This is a genomic window from Vibrio sp. MM46, assembly GCF_027587135.1.
In the GTDB taxonomy this organism is placed as follows: domain Bacteria; phylum Pseudomonadota; class Gammaproteobacteria; order Enterobacterales; family Vibrionaceae; genus Vibrio; species Vibrio harveyi.
Window position 1 is genome coordinate 1 of record NZ_JAPPTO010000038.1, and the last position, 17,603, is coordinate 17,603.

General features: G+C 43.8%; 14 protein-coding genes and 1 pseudogene. 6 read left to right on the plus strand and 9 right to left on the minus strand.

The genetic code is table 11. The features are described from left to right. On the minus strand, positions 1-2,922 hold a 2,922-nt coding region (locus OH459_RS26100), incomplete at its 3' end, for a Calx-beta domain-containing protein (protein WP_333482895.1). 403 nt (positions 2,923-3,325) lie between these two features. Between OH459_RS26100 and OH459_RS26105 the strand changes: the two genes are divergently transcribed. Together OH459_RS26105 and OH459_RS26110 are read left to right on the plus strand one after the other, a co-directional pair. After that, positions 3,326-4,642, plus strand: a complete 1,317-nt coding sequence (locus OH459_RS26105) for a TolC family outer membrane protein (protein ID WP_026138255.1) — start codon at positions 3,326-3,328, stop codon at positions 4,640-4,642. A 1-nt stretch (position 4,643) separates the two neighbouring features. Then, complete coding sequence (locus tag OH459_RS26110) at positions 4,644-5,270, plus strand: OmpA family protein (protein WP_005445925.1); 627 nt, start codon at positions 4,644-4,646, stop codon at positions 5,268-5,270. A gap of 93 nt (positions 5,271-5,363) precedes the next feature. Here the strand turns inward: OH459_RS26110 and OH459_RS26115 are convergent, their stop codons facing one another. Next, positions 5,364-6,905 carry a diguanylate cyclase gene (locus tag OH459_RS26115; protein ID WP_269989511.1) on the minus strand — a complete coding sequence of 514 codons (1,542 nt, stop codon included), beginning with the start codon at positions 6,903-6,905 and terminating at the stop codon, positions 5,364-5,366. A gap of 439 nt (positions 6,906-7,344) precedes the next feature. On the opposite strand from OH459_RS26115, the gene OH459_RS26120 reads away from it, so the two are divergent. The 3 genes from OH459_RS26120 to OH459_RS26130 are packed head-to-tail and all read left to right on the plus strand — an operon-like array spanning position 7,345 to position 12,102. Then, a complete protein-coding gene (locus tag OH459_RS26120) occupies positions 7,345-10,506 on the plus strand; it encodes a response regulator (RefSeq protein WP_269989512.1) in 3,162 nt (1,053 codons plus the stop codon). 11 nt (positions 10,507-10,517) lie between these two features. Beyond that, positions 10,518-10,997, plus strand: coding sequence for a hypothetical protein (locus OH459_RS26125; RefSeq protein ID WP_269989513.1), 480 nt, complete (start codon positions 10,518-10,520; stop codon positions 10,995-10,997). Between the two features lies 1 nt (position 10,998). Continuing rightward, entirely contained in the window at positions 10,999-12,102 is a 1,104-nt protein-coding gene (locus OH459_RS26130; RefSeq protein WP_269989514.1) for a porin, read from the plus strand. Positions 12,103-12,173: 71 nt separating this feature from the next. On the opposite strand, the gene OH459_RS26135 is transcribed toward OH459_RS26130, so the two are convergent. The 6 genes and pseudogenes from OH459_RS26135 to OH459_RS26160 form a co-directional block, all read right to left on the minus strand. Then, positions 12,174-12,788 carry a sugar O-acetyltransferase gene (locus OH459_RS26135; protein ID WP_269989515.1) on the minus strand — a complete coding sequence of 205 codons (615 nt, stop codon included), beginning with the start codon at positions 12,786-12,788 and terminating at the stop codon, positions 12,174-12,176. A 367-nt stretch (positions 12,789-13,155) separates the two neighbouring features. Continuing rightward, the gene (locus OH459_RS26140) at positions 13,156-13,476 is read right to left on the minus strand and encodes a hypothetical protein (RefSeq protein ID WP_005445937.1); all 321 of its coding nucleotides are present in this window, start codon (positions 13,474-13,476) and stop codon (positions 13,156-13,158) included. A 152-nt stretch (positions 13,477-13,628) separates the two neighbouring features. Continuing rightward, positions 13,629-14,177, minus strand: a complete 549-nt coding sequence (locus OH459_RS26145) for a class IV adenylate cyclase (protein ID WP_047516717.1) — start codon at positions 14,175-14,177, stop codon at positions 13,629-13,631. 103 nt (positions 14,178-14,280) lie between these two features. Further along, positions 14,281-14,715, minus strand: a complete 435-nt coding sequence (locus tag OH459_RS26150; RefSeq protein WP_005445940.1) for an Mpo1 family 2-hydroxy fatty acid dioxygenase — start codon at positions 14,713-14,715, stop codon at positions 14,281-14,283. 116 nt (positions 14,716-14,831) lie between these two features. After that, a pseudogene (locus OH459_RS26155) lies at positions 14,832-15,050 on the minus strand (MmcQ/YjbR family DNA-binding protein). Positions 15,051-15,121: 71 nt separating this feature from the next. Next, on the minus strand, positions 15,122-15,604 hold the full coding sequence (locus OH459_RS26160; protein WP_005445949.1) for a MarR family winged helix-turn-helix transcriptional regulator: 483 nt from the start codon (positions 15,602-15,604) through the stop codon (positions 15,122-15,124). Between the two features lie 121 nt (positions 15,605-15,725). Here OH459_RS26160 and OH459_RS26165 point away from each other — a divergent pair, with 121 nt between their 5' ends. After that, on the plus strand, positions 15,726-16,631 hold the full coding sequence (locus OH459_RS26165; RefSeq protein ID WP_256902164.1) for a DMT family transporter: 906 nt from the start codon (positions 15,726-15,728) through the stop codon (positions 16,629-16,631). A gap of 176 nt (positions 16,632-16,807) precedes the next feature. On the opposite strand, the gene OH459_RS26170 is transcribed toward OH459_RS26165, so the two are convergent. Continuing rightward, positions 16,808-17,368: an HdeD family acid-resistance protein gene (locus OH459_RS26170; RefSeq protein WP_005445951.1), complete on the minus strand. Its 561-nt coding sequence runs from the start codon at positions 17,366-17,368 to the stop codon at positions 16,808-16,810. Positions 17,369-17,603: the final 235 nt, after the last annotated feature.

Below are 17,603 nucleotides of genomic sequence, written 5' to 3' on the forward strand. Positions count from 1 at the left end.
CACTTCTACTGGGGCTTCAGAAGCATTGGTCAGTGATACAACGAAATTGGCGGTGTCACCTTCGTTAATTGTGCCTGCATCACTGATAAAAACCGTTGGACGGTCATCGTCCGGATCGGGATCAGGACCTGTACCATCATCGACGATGGTTGCTGTACCTGTGTCAGTACCTTGGACAGGACCGAGACCGGTCACATCTACGGTGAAGTTCTCTGGACCTTCGTAGACTTCGTCATCAATCGATGCGATTCGAACATCGAATTGAGTCATACCAGCAGGAACGCTTACTATTCCATCGACAGGTACTGCAACCCATCCTGAACCAGTGTTGTACTCAAGAGTACCAAGGTCACCTGCTTCCGTTTCACCGAGGTTAAGGTCGAGTTGCACCTCAACTGGGACTTCAGATGCATTAGTTAATGAGACAACGAAATTGGCGGTGTCACCTTCGTTAATCGTGCCAGCATCGCTAATAGATACGGTTGGACGGTCGTCGTCCGGATCTGGGTCAGGACCCGTACCATCATCAACAATGGTTGCAGTACCAGTATCGGTACCTTGGACAGGGCCGAGACCGGTCACGTCTACCGTGAAGTTTTCAGGACCTTCGTAGACTTCATCATCAATAGAAGTGATTCGAACATCGAACTCAGTTAAGCCAGTTGGTACAGTCACCACACCATTAACAGGAACGGCTACCCAACCTGAGCCGGTGTTGTACTCTAGTGTGCTTAAATCGCCTGCTTCGGTATCACCAAGGTTAAGGTCGAGTTGCACTTCTACTGGTGCTTCTGATGCATTAGTTAATGAGACAACGAAGTTGGCGGTATCGCCTTCGTTAATCGTGCCAGCGTCAGTGATAGATACGGTTGGACGGTCATCATCTGGATCGGGACTAGGACCAGTATTGTCATCGACAATCGTTGCACTACCTGAATCAGAACCTTGAACTGAGTCCAAACCTGTCACACTAACACTGAACTCTTCAGGACCTTCAAACACTTCGTCATCAATAGTAGCAACGCGAACATCAAACTCGCTTAATCCCGCAGGTACCGTAACTACACCATCGTTTGGAACGGCAACCCAACCTGAACCAGTGTTGTATTCTAGGACGCCAAGATCGCCCGTTTCGGTATCACCAAGATCAAGACCTAGTTCTACTTGGACTGGAGAATCAGCTTCATTAGTTAGAGACACAACGAAGTTTGCCGTATCACCTTCATTAACAACTCCCGCATCGCTAATGGATACCGTTGGACGGTCGTCATCAGGGTCAGGTCCCGGGCCAGTACCATCATCAACAATGGTCCCTGTTCCCGTCTGAGGAATCGCTTGATTGCCAGTGTTTCCAGACAAAGTAAATGTTTCTGAGCCTTCAAAGAGGTCGTCATCAATCGTACTAATAGTGACACTGTAGCTTATATTGTTCGCTGGCACGGATACATCAAAGCTACCATCTGGATTGACGTTTACGACTTGAGTACTGTTGTCTTCGAAAGTAATCGTAACGGATGTGTTGGTGTAATCTATTCCACCTTCAGCGCTACCATCAGCCAGATTCATACTGACCACAGTATCGGTCGTACTTAGGTTACTAAGCGTCACATCTAATATGGCTAAATCGCCCTCATTAACCGTAGTATCACTAATAGATGCAACTGTCGGTCTATCGTCATCCGGATTGGGGCCGGGACCAGAACCGTCATCAACGATGGTTCCCGTTCCTGACGTTGTGCCATTTTGATTCTCTGTTGAGCCCGATAACGTAAACGTCTCCGTTCCTTCAAACAAATCATCGTCTATCGTATTTATCGTGACATTGTAACTAACCTCATTCGCAGGGACAGTGACAGCAAAGCTACCGTCTGGGTTTACATTAACAATCTGAGTGCTGTTATCCTCGAACGTAATAGTGACGGAAGTGTTTGTGTAATCTAATCCACCCTCCGCAGTTCCATCAGATAACGTCATGTTCACCGTCGTTTCTGACGTACTCGGGTTGCTAAGCGTTACCTCAAGCACAGCTTCCTCACCCTCGTTTACGGCTGTATCGCTGACAGAAGCAACGGTCGGTCGATCGTCATCAGGCTCTTCACTCGGACCAGTGCCATCATCTGTTATTGTTGCCACACCTGTAACGGGTTCCGGTTGGTTCTCCGTACCACCGCTTAACGTGAAAGTTTCGTTTCCTTCAAATACATCGTCATTAATCGTATCCACCGTGATTACGAACGACTCATCTCCAATGGGGATTGAAACAGAAAACGTCCCATCTTCTCCGACATTTATTTGATCCGTACTTCCATCTTCAAAAGTAATAGTAATAACCGAGTTGTCGTAATCAGCTCCCCCTGTCGCAGAATCATCACTAAGGGATAATGTCACCTCAGTCTCTTGCTGTGTGGGCTGGTCGAGAGTGACTTCAAAAGACGCTTGATCACCTTCGTTTATTGTCGGGCTGGATATGTCCTGAACGATAACCTGAGCAGGGATAATTATTTGTTGGTTGATAAACTCAAGCAACGATAGCTCTTGAGTTTCTGATAGGGGTATTGCTGTACCGACCGTTTCGAAATCCGTACTAGCAAGGGCCTCTGCGCCCGTACGATCAATTGCTCCAGTCGACTGTGGACTCGAACCATCGCTTTCACCCGCTGCAGGTTCAAAGTCACCTTCAAGCTGTGCAGGGTCTTCCCCGGCTGCGATTGCCTCAATTAGTGCGGTGATATCGTCCGTTACATTAATTGAGCTGCCATCAGGGGCTATTTGTTCGAAATTCAATTGAGAAGTGTCGGACACTTCAGTGATAACCAATTCCCCAGATGCAGGGACCTGACCTGGTTCTAAGGTCCTAATTTCCCCGTCAATTCCAATAACTACGATATTACTCGCAAGCGAGCTAAAGGTTACTCGATCCATAAATCACCCCACCAGGCTTTCAAGTTGTCAAAAGTTTGTCACCCCAACAAATACGACTATAGTTTAGTCAAAATCATCGTGTTTTCTTTGTATATGGCGACAACGAGATGGGAACGAGTTCCATAGGCGGGGATCGTTTTACTTTAGGCGCGAAACAGGTTGTAGGACGCTATGATATTAAGAATTCAAGCTTTTCTTCTGATAAAGGCTGCCAACCAAATGAGCACTCTGGCTCATATGTGCTAAGGTTTTATTAGGCGGATCACTGGATTTTCTGAATAAAAGCCTAGGGTTAACAGAATGTTGATTAATTCATCGACGATAAGCTGTTATTTGTGATGTTTCGTCTCAATCTTGAGATGAAATAACTAAAAAGCTATACAAATTTTCTAGGAGAACCACTGTGAAATGGAATCGACTAAAAATAGCTTGCTGCTGCAGTTTCATTTTGACGTCACCCGTGTTCGGTCAAACTTTAGAGCAAGCCGTAGCGCTCACGTTGAAGAATAACCCAGACATCAAGAGTGCGTTCAATGAGTTCAACAGTCGTAAATACATCAACGAAGCCTCATCTGGAGCATATTTACCATCCATAGACTTGGATGCGGGCATCGGTTATGAAGGGATTGACCCGGCTGAAGAAGTGAGCCGTGGAGACACGGATTTAACACGAAAGGAAGCGTCCATCACTTTAACCCAGCTCATATGGGATGGCAGCGCAACACTGAATGATATGGACCGAACTGCAGCAGATGCTGAATCGGTAAGGTTTCAACTACTCGCTGACGCTTCAGACACCGCGTTAGAAGTAACCAGAGTTTATTTAGACTCAGTGAAAGCGTACGAAATATTAACGCTGTCAGAGAACAACCTTGCAGTGCATAAGAAAATTTACGCAGATATTAAAAAGCGCGTAAATTCTGGGATTGGATCGACTGCCGATTTAACGCAAGTTGAAGCTCGTTTAGCGAAAGCGCACGGTAACTTGGCGGCTGCACAGAACAACCTTTTCGATTCTCATACCATGTTCACTCGTTTAGTTGGTCAAACACCACAAGGTTTGATCTTTCCACGTGCCGATGAAAACTTCCTTCCTTACACCGTGGACGAAGCAATCGGATTAGCATTTGAAGTCCACCCAGTCATCCAAGTCGCGTTGGCTGATGTGGATTCCGCAAAGTTCCAGTACAAACAATCTAAGGGCGTTAACTACCCAACCATCTCAATTGAAGCTTCTCAGACTTGGCGTGATGATGCTGACGGTCTAAAAGGCAGAAGCGACGAAACACTGGCTATGCTCAGATTGCGCTACAACCTCTACAACGGTGGTAGTGACGCAGCGAACTCAGAAAACTTCGCTTACCAACTCAACAAAGCGAAAGACCTTCGTGAAGGTGCATATCAAAATGTTGAAGAAGGTTTAAGGCTGTCTTGGAGCGCATTGGATCTTACGCTGCAACAAAAAGAGTTCCTATCCGATCACGTAGATTCAGCCGCAAAAACAGTCATTGCCTACGAGAAACAATATCGTATTGGTAAGCGTACCCTACTTGATTTGCTCAACACAGAAAATGAGCTGTTTGAAGCACGTAAGGACTACTTGGATGCCAAATATGCTGAGCAATACGCAAAATACCGCGTAATGAACGCAACCGGTCAACTGCTTAACTCTTTGCGTATCGATATACCACGAGAGTGGCTAGAGAAAGTGGAGTATTAATATGAAAGTAATACCTATTTTTTTCATGGTTGGTTTGATTTCCGCTTGTAGTGGCTCTAATTCAAACAGAGTAACCGGTGATGAATACGAATACATGGAAACACCGACAGCTAACCAGATTGCTGACTTAATCGACGATGACAGAGACGGTGTTATTAATGCACGAGACCTGTGTCCTGGAACACCAGAAGGCTCTTTGATCGATAACGACGGCTGTGGGGAATACGCGAAATCATCCCAAGAAATGCAGATTCGAGTTCTATTTGCTAATGACTCTTCTGAAATCAACCCTGTCTTTGCTCAGCAAATTAGCGACCTTTCTGATTTCCTTAAAGAGTACCCAACAACGTCAATTGAACTGCAAGGTTACACCAGTATCACTGGTACGGATGAATACAATCTTGCCCTTTCGAAACGCAGGGCAGAAAGCGTTCGCAACGAGCTGATTCAAAATGGGATATCACCAGATCGTCTAAGAATCGTCGGCTTTGGTGAAACCAAACTTGCCGCTCAAGGGACAGATGAAAGAAGTCATGCACTCAATCGCCGTGTAACCGCAACCGTGGTCGGATACAAAGGTGAAGTCGAGAAAGAATGGACTATCTTCACAACGCTACCTAAGAATTAATAGTTAATAGTTAAAGCCACTCTGTTAGGTAACCATCTCAAGCAATAACAAAAAAGCCAGCAAGATATCATTGCTGGCTTTTGTTTGGGCTTTCTACACCGAACTGACCAAAGGTACTTCAATCATAGATGAGTGGTAAAACTTGTAGCGCCCCTTACCTAGTTGTTTTGCGCGGTACACCGCCATGTCTGAGCAATGGAGAAGCGTCTCAATATCTCGCTCTACATCCTCAGTCATCACAACACCAATCGACGCGGTTAGATTAATATCAATACCTAAACGGTCTGCGGTTGCTTGGAGTTGGTAAAGAAACTGATCCAACTTTAATTCTAGCTCTCGCTTACTATTAAACTCTTGAGTTAGAACAACAAACTCATCCCCACCAAAACGACCGATGAGGTCTCGTTTGTGAGCAAAGTGTTCTCGCAAGACTGCCACAAACAACGCAATCACTTTATCCCCAGCCATATGACCATAGGTGTCGTTGATAAACTTCAGGTTGTCCATATCAAAGAAGATACATGCTTTAGGACTGTTACTGAGCGACAGTGACTTTTCAGCGCCACGCAAGAAGTATTCACGAGTCAGCAAGCCACTTCGTGAGCAAAAAACACCATTCCGACTTGCTTGAAGAACTTGTTCAAAATGTTCCTTTAGCTCCATGGACGTGTCGTTGAACACAACTTGGCTCTCTTCTAAAAATCGGTCAAGGGGCTGGGTCAAACCAACCACTTGTTTCCCCATCATACGAGCAATCACAACGTAAATAGCAATGATCATGAGAACATTCACACCAAACATCATGGTGCCTTCACCCAACAAACTGCTGAACTTAGCTTTGGATAACAGAATCCAAGGTGTTCCATCTACTTTAGTGAATTCAACGTAAGATAGATCAAATGGCGAACTGTAAGTAAAGAATCCCCCATTATTTGCCCCGGTAAGTGCTTTCAGATTCCCTTCGCGATCAAACAGCTTCTCATAACCGTAGTTGAATAAGTTTACCCCTACATAGAACTCATCTTTAGAGTGGCTAATGATATTCAGATCTTCGTCCAGCAAAACGCTGTAGATATCATTTTCGCTGTCGCTTTGGAGCGCGGTTTGAATTTCGCCAAAATGAATAGAAGCTGAGATGGTACCCATTAGGTCTCCCAATTCATCGAACATAGGGCGACATAACACGTATACGATATTGCCGTTTGAGATATCAGTGAGAACGTCGGTCATCACTGCTTTTTTACTGCGAATCACTTGATGAAAGTAATCTCGATGAGCGATGGAGTGCACCTTATTGTTGTGCGTGCTCACCATGTTCCCGACTCCATCACTAAAGCCAATACCCGCAAGCTCAAAGGCTTGCTTGTAAGGGACCGCACGATTTGCCCGTTCTTGCAACGTAATATCGGGTTCGATGAAGTGTTCGTCTTTGCTCATTGCTCGTAGTAAATCGCGGTATCCATCGACGATGGTTCCTAGGTTGATCTCCGCCGATTTTACATGGTATCGAGCTAGGTTTTTCGCCTCATCAACTTGTTGATACGCCCAATAAGTAAAGTTAGTAAAGAGTGCTATCAACACTATTGGGACAGTGTAACGCAGGGTGACTGACTGAAGACTTCGAGATACGTTCATGATTTAGTTATTGTTATTTGCCATCGATTAGCGGTTTATTTAAGCCTTTTTCCAGCTCATGGACCTTGAATGTTGGCGTACAGATTTTAAAAAATACAAGTACGTTTACACTACGGTCTCACCAGCAAGAAAATCCGCCAATTATACTCACCCCTGTATATCGAAACAGACATTTTAGTAGTCTTGACGACAAAACATTTTAATCATTCAACAAATGAAATTTGTTTATAAATATCAGTAAATTGAATAATTCTCACTGAATGAGAAACGCAATTTTTATTGATAGATTTAAAGTTTTATATCCTTAACAAATCGAACTTTTGTCGCAGGTGTCACAGTTTTCATATGGCAAAAGTACGAATTTTTGTGCTGAATTTCTAACAATTGAGATAGTTAGCCTACACTTTTCATATCAACTTATTGGATATGGACGTGCACAGTGGTCGGATCGTTTTCATGGAATAACCTATCGGTAAAACACAAGCTATTTAGCTTGGTTTTCTTACCCATCATTTTGCTTCTCTTTCTAGCCGGACAGCAAGTTCATCGACTATCTAGCCAAGCGCAAGATCTTGAGAAAGCACAACTGTTCTCTGACTATATGGACAAAGTCTCTTATCTCTATAATTTGCCGAATAACACTGAAGTTACCGATGTTGAAGCAGAAATAAAATCGGTAACTCAATCACTCAGCAATGGTGCCAATGGCATTTTCTTGGATAAAGGCGCTGAGATGAAAGACCTTCTTTCTAGCCTCGAAGAAGCGAACCTCTCTCTGTCGGCAGCCACCGACATGGACGAGCGTCTCGATATCGCAGAGTGGCGTGCAGATACCTACAAACAGATTTTATTGGCATTAGAAAAGGTGCCATTCAATGATGCAACTTTTGAAATTCAAGCCCACCTTTCAGCATTGATGCAAATTGAGTGGTTAATGTTCTGGTCTCAAGAAGAAAACCTGCTCAGTCAATATTTAATTTACTCTATTGAACAAAATCAAAGCTATGACGTAGATGTCAGCAGCGAGATCGACTCCTTAGTTAAGAATCAGCAACTGTTCTTAGAACGCTTCGTCACATTAAACGCCAATCAACAGCAAGTTGAATTGCTTATTGAAACTTTCACCAATGACGTCTTTGTACGCAGTCAAGAATTTAGAAGCTTCCTTTTAAATGAAGAAGCACTTAGTACACTTCCACCACAAGAAATCGCAGCTGGTTTAACAGCTCTAAACGGTCGACTCGCTCTGCTTAAGGCGGTCGACAACAAAATGACGGAGCAATTGCAAGCAGACGTAGAACATGCCATTTCCGCGGCAAACCAACAACGACTGATGTTCATTAGCGTCATGTCAGTCATGACAATTCTCGTCGTGAGCTTAGCCGTGCGTTTGGTTCGAAAAGTAACCAGCAATCTTCAACTGGTTCTTGAGTTCTTACGTCGTGACAGTTACAGCGAAGAATCCCCCCTTGTCGAATTAGTCAAAGGTAAAGACGAACTGAGTAAGTTTGCCCAAGAAGTCGAGAGACTCAGTTATGAACGAGAACAAGCCAAGGTTAAATTAACTCAAGCGAAAGAAGACGCAGAGCGCGCAAAAGACGATGCAATTAAAGCAAGCAAAGCGAAAAGCAGCTTCTTAGCCAACATGTCCCATGAAATCCGCACCCCTCTTAATGGCGTTATTGGTATTTCTGAAGTGCTATCTGATACATCATTAACCGCAACACAGCGCGACTATGTTGATACGATTGAAACGTCCTCCCAACTATTACTTAGCTTGATTAACGACATACTCGATTTCTCTAAGATTGAATCAGGTATGTTATTGATCAGTCCGCACTCGACCTGTGTGCGTGAATCCATTTACGATATTGCTTCTATCGTTTCACCAAAAGCAAAAGAGAAAGGCATCGACCTTAAAGTAAACATCAGCCGCAACACGCCTTTCCGCTTAATGATCGACGATCACCGTTTACGCCAAGTCGTAATGAACTTTATGTCTAACGCCGTTAAATTTACTGATAAAGGAACGGTGCTCCTCTCTGTTACAACTCATGTTGTTTCTGGTTCAAATGCCGTAATGGAGTTTTCTGTTCAAGATTCCGGTATTGGTATTGATGAGCAACAACAGAAAAAGATCTTCGAACCATTCGCACAAGAAGATGACTCCACTACCCGCCAATTTGGCGGTACTGGGCTGGGCTTAGCCATCAGCACTCAACTGGTTGAGTTAATGGGTGGGCAAATTCAACTTGAATCAGAAAAAGGCAAAGGTAGCCGCTTCTTCTTCCAACTGAACCCTTCTGTTGTTCAACTCGACTTTGATGCAAAACACACCGCAAATTATGGACAAATTTGGTTGGTCTGCGACGACACCAACATGGAAACAACGCTTCGTGATGAATTGAACTTCTACCGTATCGCTGTTCACCAATCGGTTACGAGTTTAGATAGTTTACCAACATGGATTAATGACAATGAGCACATCATTGTTATCTACGCTGAAACTCGACCAAATGCTGCAATGGAAAGCGAAGATCACTTCAACAAGCTTGAATCGCAGAACGTCCGCTTATGCTTGGTTAAACACCTTCATAGTGACCAATTTGATTTTGGTGAAAGTGTCAGTGCCATCATTACGCAACCTCTTCTTGGGCAACGTCTGGTCAAAGCGCTTGAAAATTGCGAGACCAAATTCAACCAAGCAAATTTACAAGCAGTGGTGGGTACATCAGAACCGTCGCAAAGTAAGATTTTGGTGGTCGACGATAACACCGTAAACCAGAAAATCGCAGGCTTGCACGTAACCAAAGCGGGTTTTACTTTTGACCTAGCAGCAAATGGACTAGAAGCGGTCGAGATGTTCAAAAAGAACCAATACTCCTTGATTCTTATGGATTGCATGATGCCAGTTATGGATGGATTTGAGGCCACGCAGAAAATCCGACAGCTGGAACACGAACAAAATCGCAGTGTGAAGATCCCAATTATCGCGTTAACGGCAAGTGTGGTCGATGACGACATTCAGAAGTGTTTTGATGTTGGCATGGATGATTACGTACCGAAACCTTTCAAAGCCAACATATTGAAAGAGAAATTAGCAAAAGCGACGGCTGTTCCAATCGTTGAAGACAACGTATCGTCTGCCTTCTCTGGTACTGGCATTAGCGCGAAATCTAAACCGCAAGATAAACCGGAACCGACCTCTATCAATACGCTTCCAAGTCGTTCTGAGCGCATTTTGCTTGTAGAAGATAATACGGTGAACCAGAAAGTTGCCTCGTTATTGCTGAGTAAAGCTGGGTATCAGTTTGAGATTGCCGAAAATGGTCAGATCGCCGTTGATATGTTTCAACAAGATAACGGTTTCGACATCATTTTGATGGATTGCATGATGCCTGTAATGGACGGCTTCGAAGCGACGAAAGAAATCCGTGCTTACGAAAAAAATTCGGGATTACCCAAAACGCCGATTATTGCACTGACAGCAAGTGTTGTGGACGATGATATCCAGCGTTGCTACGACTCTGGCATGGATGCATACGTACCGAAGCCTGTCAGAAAAGAAAAACTTCTGCACCAGATTGAAAGCGTCATTTAAGGGGTAATAGTATGGATACCCACTTCTCTATAGCTAAAAATAACGTTCTCAAATCGCTCTCTACAGCTTTGATGGTTTTTGCTTTGCTGATGTCGTTCGATAGTGAAGCTCTCGCAGCCGATAGCTATGCGATTTTTTCCCTCGACTCTAATTTTGATGAGCTCAACATAACCAAAGCGAGAAAACTGTATCGTGGTAAAACCAAGCGTTTACAAGGTAAGCGAATCGAACTGTCTGATTGGCCGGATGCGTCATCTGAACGTTCAGAGTTCTACCGTTATTTACTCAATAAAAACGCGGCGCAAATGAATGCGCACTGGGCTAGCTTGTCGTTTTCAGGTAAAGCTCGCCCACCGAAAGTCATTGATAATTCCAGTATGGAAGCCCTTTTAGAATGGATGAAAGAAAAGCCTAACCGCATTGGGTATGCACCAGTGAGTAGCCTTCCTTCAAATGCTCAAATCCTCTACGTTGTAAGTTCGGAGAAATAATATGAAGAAAACACTCATCGCATCCATCACGGCAACAACACTAAGTAGCGTCGCTTTCCCGAGCTTGGCAGCAATCGAACTCACCGATAACTTATCATTAAGTGGCTTTGGCTCAACCTCATGGGCGACAACAGACAACAAAACGCCAGTATTAGTGAATCGTTTTATCGATGACGAAAACTGTTATGACTGTGACACCACATTAGGTGTTCAACTGGATTTTTACTACGACGCGTTTAAAGCATCCGCGCAGGTGGTGAAAAGACCGCAAGACCATTGGAGTGACCCGCAACTAGAGTGGGCTTACCTCGCCTATACCTATGGCAATATTGAGTTTCGTGGCGGTCGTCTGAGAATGCCCGTGTTCTTAGCCTCTGAATACTACTATGTCGGACACGCATTTACCCCTGCTCGCCCACCAAATGAAGTTTATGACAGTATCTTAGGCATCACCGCGTTTAACGGCATTTCATTCTTGTGGAACTATGACATCAATGACAGCATGACACTGACGACTACACCATTTGTCGGCTTCCACGATGAAAGTACGGTCGACTTCAATGACAGTACTGAGCTCACCTTCAAGACCAATGAAATGTACGGTATTAACTTCATCTTAAGTGGCGATTACTATCGTTGGAATTTCACGTATTTGGATTCGAACTATGACCAAGAAACCAAGTTAACTAACTTCCCGGTTCAAGCGCCTGATGGCTCAATCATTATTCTTCCGTCATACACTGATAAGTTGAAAAATGAGAGCATTAAATTGTATTCATTAGGTGCTGAGTACGAGTTTGATGCCTTCACGCTAACCGTCGAAGGTCAAACCAACGATATCGCTTCCGCTTGGTACGCTCAAGGCGCGTATAACCTGAACAAATTTACCCCTTACATGACTTATGGTCAGCAGTTTGATGACCACGAGCACAAGGTTGGGGACAGCTACCTACTTGGTGTGAGATACGATCTTCACTACAATGTGTCACTCAATGCAGAATGGCAACACTTCAAAGCTTATCGCAATGCATCTGGCGCATTCGTCGATACACCAGAGGATGATAATGCAAACATGTACACCATCATGGTGAACTTTGTCTTTTAGCGCCATGGCAGGTCGAGTAATACCGACCTGCCCGCTTTTCCGAAATGCTCAAACGATGTTCATGTAACGGGCTAACCATTAAACATGTTTTGCTCAATCTTACGATCTCTAAAGTAAAACTCTTTATCGTGCTCGCCGATTTCTCGTAATACTCGACAAGGATTGCCAACCGCAACAACATTAGCTGGGATATCCTTTGTTACGACACTCCCCGCGCCAATTACGGAGTTTTCGCCGATTGTCACGCCCGGTAATACCACCGAGTTCGCCCCTATCCAAACGTTATTACCAATATGAACTGGGATATTAAACTGAGCGATGTCGCGCCTTAGTTCCGGATCAATTGGGTGCCCAGCAGTCGCGATGGTAACATTCGGTCCAATCATGACATGATCGCCGATATAAATATGAGTGTCGTCAACTAAAGTCAGATTAAAGTTAGCGTAAACATTGTCACCTAGGTGAGTATGGCAGCCCCAGTTAGCTCTCAATGGCGGTTCGATGTAGCAATTCTTTCCAACCGATGCGAGCAAGTGATTCAATATGTTAGAGCGCTTCTCTCCCTCCGAAGGACGTGTTTGATTGTAGTCGTATAAGGTCTCTAGACATTCAGTTTGCATTGCTGCCAACGCTTCATCATTGCAGAAGTACACCTGTTGGCTGTGTAGCATGATTTTCATATCCATTGCCGTTCCTGTTTAGGATGTTCTTTGCAAAAATCTAGCAAAGAGACGCTCAAAAAATCTTAGCCAAAATCATGAAAGTAGCACCGCATCGCAATCAGAAATAAATAATGCCATCAGGCGCACAATTTCACGCGATACGAGCAACAGACAAAAATGGGAGATGGTTAAACACTAATTGAATGGAGATGGTTAAACACTAATTGAATGGAGATAAAACAAGATGAAAGAATGAAACGTTGAAATGAAAGTTGCCATCAAAAATGCCGCGAAAATCGAATCTTACGGCTTATGCCCAAGTGACTTTGATATGCGGAGGTCAGAGTGCTGCCATTGATTCGAGGTTACTTGGGTATGTTATCAAACGGTCTTATTTCTTCTTTTTGCGGTTTTCTAATCGAGCTTTAAACTTCTTGTTTCGACGCTTTAGAGCACGGAAAAATTTAGACTCTTCGTGATACCAACCTATCACGCTAATAGGAAAGCCCACCAGCATCACGATAAATAAATCCGCAGGAAACTGCTCCGTGATGTCTTTAAAGGTTTGCAGCTCACCGAATATAAACAAGCCAATGACTTTGCCAAGCAGCAACGCACAGCAGATCATCAAGAAAGACTTAATAATATAGTGCCACTTGCCTTTCTTGCGCTCTTCTCGCCAATACACGTATTTGTGCTCGCGGTTGTACATTGCCCCTCCAAGTTCGTGACATTGTCACGGACACTATCGCGAATGGTTACCTATTTTGTTAATGGGCGTAGGCGCATTGCTTACGCACTACTTCTAATCATAGTGCTGTTGGAGGGAGTTGCTTGTCAGACCAATAAGAAATGACGTGAATTTTACCTAGACTGCCACATCTGCTTGTATGAACGGAACTCCTTGTTCGACTCATCCAAACCAAAACGTGCCGCAAGCGCTTCTAACTCTTGCTTATAACGAACAAGTGAACTTTCGTCATCGGTCATAATGGCGAATTCCGCAAAGTGCCCAATGCCTTCTAGATGGTCGAGAGTAATATGGAATGAGCCGATAAAGTAAATGCTGCGTACTTTTTTGGTTTGAAGAATCACTTCGTAGCCCATGTTTCCTAGCATACTTTTGGCAGCATGTGACTTAGTAATATCGGTGGCTTCACAGCGATCCTCTTCCGGTCCTTTGACAATCCAAAGTTTGATACCAGACGGTTCGATTTCTCGGATTACCAGACTTTTTCCTTCATGACTGAGTTTGCGTTCTGGCGTGTCGTAGAACCAATCAGACTCTTGATTGTCTTCAAACATGACTTCATGTTCTAAACCACTCAACACTGCTAAAAAAGCTTGTTTATCTTGTACACGGTATTTCAATTCGACTTCAAACTGACCTTGAAAATGCTGATCTGCACTCATGTGGCAACCTCATTACTGCTCTACACCTCATACCTCTGGGTGTTTCAAAGCAGCAGGATGGTAGCACAGCCTAAGTCGCGAATCTGATAAACAGACCTTTCTTTTAATGTTTACGAAAGACCCAGATTGGTCCTATCAAAAGAAACTGAATATCTTCGAAAAACGAGGGCTTCTTCCCCTCTATCTTGTGCCCGATAAACTGGAATATCCAAAGGATTCCAAATAGCAGCATTGAGATGTGGAGTACCGGCCAACCGAGTATCTCCATTGACCATATCAAGCCAATACACGCAACCGTGTAGCCGATCATCATCATAAATACGCTTAGTGAGAGTCGGAAATAAAAGATCCAAGCTGGTAACGCCGCCAGCCATACCCAATTGAGATTGAACCCAAACAAAGGAATCTGCGGAATGGACCATATCAACCCGACGACAGAAAGAAAGATGCCAGGGACAGCAACTTTATGAATTTTCTGGTTGATTGGATTTTGATGGCTTTCACCGTAAGCTTCTAACCATTCAGAGAGTGCACGCATAACTTCACCTTTAACATCACCATAACATTTATATAGTCGGTGCGAGTTAAAGGTGCGAGTTTTTGTTTATTGATATTGATAATAAGCCGAATATCTGTGAGCAATAACAAACTATCTTACTGATATCCAAATGAAATACGCTGAGCTTTGGTTAATTTGGCGACCACAAGATCATATGAGCGTTCACACAAATTTTGTACTAACCCGTCTTCAGGCGTTACTTTAACGCTTACGTACTCTCTCCCATTTCACTCGGCTAGAATGGCGAGCATCTTCTCTTTGATTTTAAAAACCAACGCATCAGGACCGAACGGAAAGTCACTTTCTGCACACATCAATGTATCGAGAAACTGCGCTAACTATCTAATGCTCGCGATTCATCCCTATCCTAAACCTTTGAATTCATTTATTCATATTGAGGCAATAACAATTTTAATGCCTGATTAACCTGTGCTCTTTCATCACGAGTCAACGACCCCATTAATTCATGCTGAGCCTGTAAATGTTGCTCAATAAGCGCATCGATCAGCTCAAAACCTTTTGAAGTAAGCTGAACACTCACACTGCGGCGATCTTCTTTGCTGTGCTCGCGAGCGATCAATCCTTTTTTTTCCAGCTTGTCGAGTCGATTGGTCATGGCACCAGACGTCAGCATCATCGATGAGATCAACTCCGAAGGGGTTAAACGATAAGGTTCACCACTACGACGCAACGTAGCTAATACATCAAACTCACCCATTTTAAGATCGTAGCGCTTATGCACTTCGGCAACGTGGTTTTCCATATATTTAGCAATCCGCATTAAACGCCCCATGATCGCCATTGGCTCGGTATCGAGATCAGGCTTTTCCTTAGCCCACTGACTTACCACTCTATCAATTGCGTCCATTTATCCTTTTATCTCCAAAGACATTTTGATTGACCAATTTATTTTAACATAAAGATACTTTACAAGAAGCAATAACGAGCGTACCTTTACAACAAATTATCTCAACGTAAAGATATTTAACATGAACATTTTACTCGCGATGATTCCGGCGTTCTTCTGGGGTACAACGTACGCTGTGACACAGTTTACTTTGCCAGACTGGCCGCCAGTGTTACTTGGTGCACTGCGAGCATTGCCAGCTGGTCTATTGCTACTTGCTATCAAACCTTCTTTACCAAAGAAACAAGATTGGAAGATCTTGCTTGTGCTTGGCACGATTAATATTGCCCTCTTTTTTGGTCTCATTTTCGTGATGGCGTTAACCTTACCTTCTGCAATCTCTGGTGTGGGTATGATTTCAGTACCTGTCTTTGCCATGCTGTTTGGGTGGGTGGTTTACAAGCGCCAACCGAGCCTTATTCAAGGAGTCAGCGGGGCCACCCTTATCGCCCTGGCTTGGTTTTTGTTCGACCCAAGCTCGATTACGCTAAACCCGATCGGTCTAGTGGCTATGCTCTCTGCCATTATGTGTATTGTGATCGGCAGCAGCGTAACTAAGTCTCTAGGTTCAAGAATGCATTGGTGGACGGTACTCACTTGGCAACTTATTTTAGGCGGCGTTGTTTTATCTATCGCGGCAGGTGTACTAGCAAGCATTAACCCTGAGCCATACGTTCAAGCAGTCGAAAACATCACTCTAAGAAACCTAAGTGGACTACTGTGGGTCATCATACTCAACACCGCACTTGGCTACGGCATGTACGTGTGGTTATTGCAGCGTATGTCGGTTGTGGACTTTACTTTCGGTGGCATTGCTAACCCTGTTGCGGGCATTGTTTCTGGTTTGGTTTTGATGGGTGAAAGCTTCACGCCTATTCAATACAGCCTAATGATCGGCATGATTACGATGTCACTTGTGCCTCAGTTGGTTCTTTCACTCAAAGAAAAGCGCAATGTCAGCCTCACTAAACCTTGTGAATCCAAATAACGCAGAGCGTTAACAGATCTCATTAATTCACAATAAAAGCCCGAGTTGATGATCGGGCTTTTTGTTGTTTCGTTAATCCCTTCACCTTTATCGTTCTATAAAAAATGCCCACCGAATCGGCAGGCACTTTGTACTGTTCTATACCCAAGTAACCTCGAGATACTAGATGGCGCTCTTTAAGAGAGCTTCTTCATTTGCATCCCCATAAAGATAAAGCTAATGCCTTCAATCAATAATGAGATACCAACAAAAGTGCCTAGCAATGTAGTCGAGAACGCAGGATCGTCGAGCAACATAAAGAAGTAGCCACCAATCAGAACAGAAATCACGCCACTGAACACGATCACATTACTGCTTGGTAAACTGCGATTACTTAAGCCGAAAAATACACGGGTTAAACCATTTAGAATCATCACGATCACCATCAACATAGTAATGGTCACCAAACCTGCCAATGGTTTAAACAGAATGAACAGACCGCCGACAATATACAGCACAGCACTTAATACGTACCAAAGCTTCTCTTTCCACACATTAATAGAAAACGTGTGGTATGCCTGAACCAAACCACTGAACAGTAGTACCGCACCTACTATAGTCGATATCGTTACGCCCGCAAGCACTGGCAAACTCATAGCACCAATGCCCATTAAAGAGATAATAACGCCAACGATAACGAAGTATTTCCAGCCTTTAGACAAAAATGTAGGCTGTTGTGATTGATTAGAATTTTCCATTGAATGCCTCTTGAATTAAACGCGAGCCGCCTTTTCAGTCTAGTCTAATAAAACATAGGGAGTTCACAGACTTAACAGAAATACGTGTCCCGTTTGCATAATTGGATGTTAAACCTGTATCACATCATCGGCTATACGCTATTTTTGAATAATAAGTTTCAAGATTGCTGGATTAAACCAGTGCAAAACAAAGAGATGGAGAGTAGGATGAGCGGCTTTCTAACGCCTGTTGCCT

Excerpts from the sequence above, each read along its gene's own strand:
- OH459_RS26110 (WP_005445925.1), top strand. The coding sequence starts at position 4,644 with ATGAAAGTAATACCTATTTTTTTCATGGTTGGTTTGATTTCCGCTTGT.
- OH459_RS26115 (WP_269989511.1), bottom strand. The coding sequence starts at position 6,905 with ATGAACGTATCTCGAAGTCTTCAGTCAGTCACCCTGCGTTACACTGTC.
- OH459_RS26125 (WP_269989513.1), top strand. The coding sequence starts at position 10,518 with ATGGATACCCACTTCTCTATAGCTAAAAATAACGTTCTCAAATCGCTC.
- OH459_RS26130 (WP_269989514.1), top strand. The coding sequence starts at position 10,999 with ATGAAGAAAACACTCATCGCATCCATCACGGCAACAACACTAAGTAGC.
- OH459_RS26135 (WP_269989515.1), bottom strand. The coding sequence starts at position 12,788 with ATGGATATGAAAATCATGCTACACAGCCAACAGGTGTACTTCTGCAAT.
- OH459_RS26140 (WP_005445937.1), bottom strand. The coding sequence starts at position 13,476 with ATGTACAACCGCGAGCACAAATACGTGTATTGGCGAGAAGAGCGCAAG.
- OH459_RS26145 (WP_047516717.1), bottom strand. The coding sequence starts at position 14,177 with ATGAGTGCAGATCAGCATTTTCAAGGTCAGTTTGAAGTCGAATTGAAA.
- OH459_RS26150 (WP_005445940.1), bottom strand. The coding sequence starts at position 14,715 with ATGCGTGCACTCTCTGAATGGTTAGAAGCTTACGGTGAAAGCCATCAA.
- OH459_RS26160 (WP_005445949.1), bottom strand. The coding sequence starts at position 15,604 with ATGGACGCAATTGATAGAGTGGTAAGTCAGTGGGCTAAGGAAAAGCCT.
- OH459_RS26165 (WP_256902164.1), top strand. The coding sequence starts at position 15,726 with ATGAACATTTTACTCGCGATGATTCCGGCGTTCTTCTGGGGTACAACG.
- OH459_RS26170 (WP_005445951.1), bottom strand. The coding sequence starts at position 17,368 with ATGGAAAATTCTAATCAATCACAACAGCCTACATTTTTGTCTAAAGGC.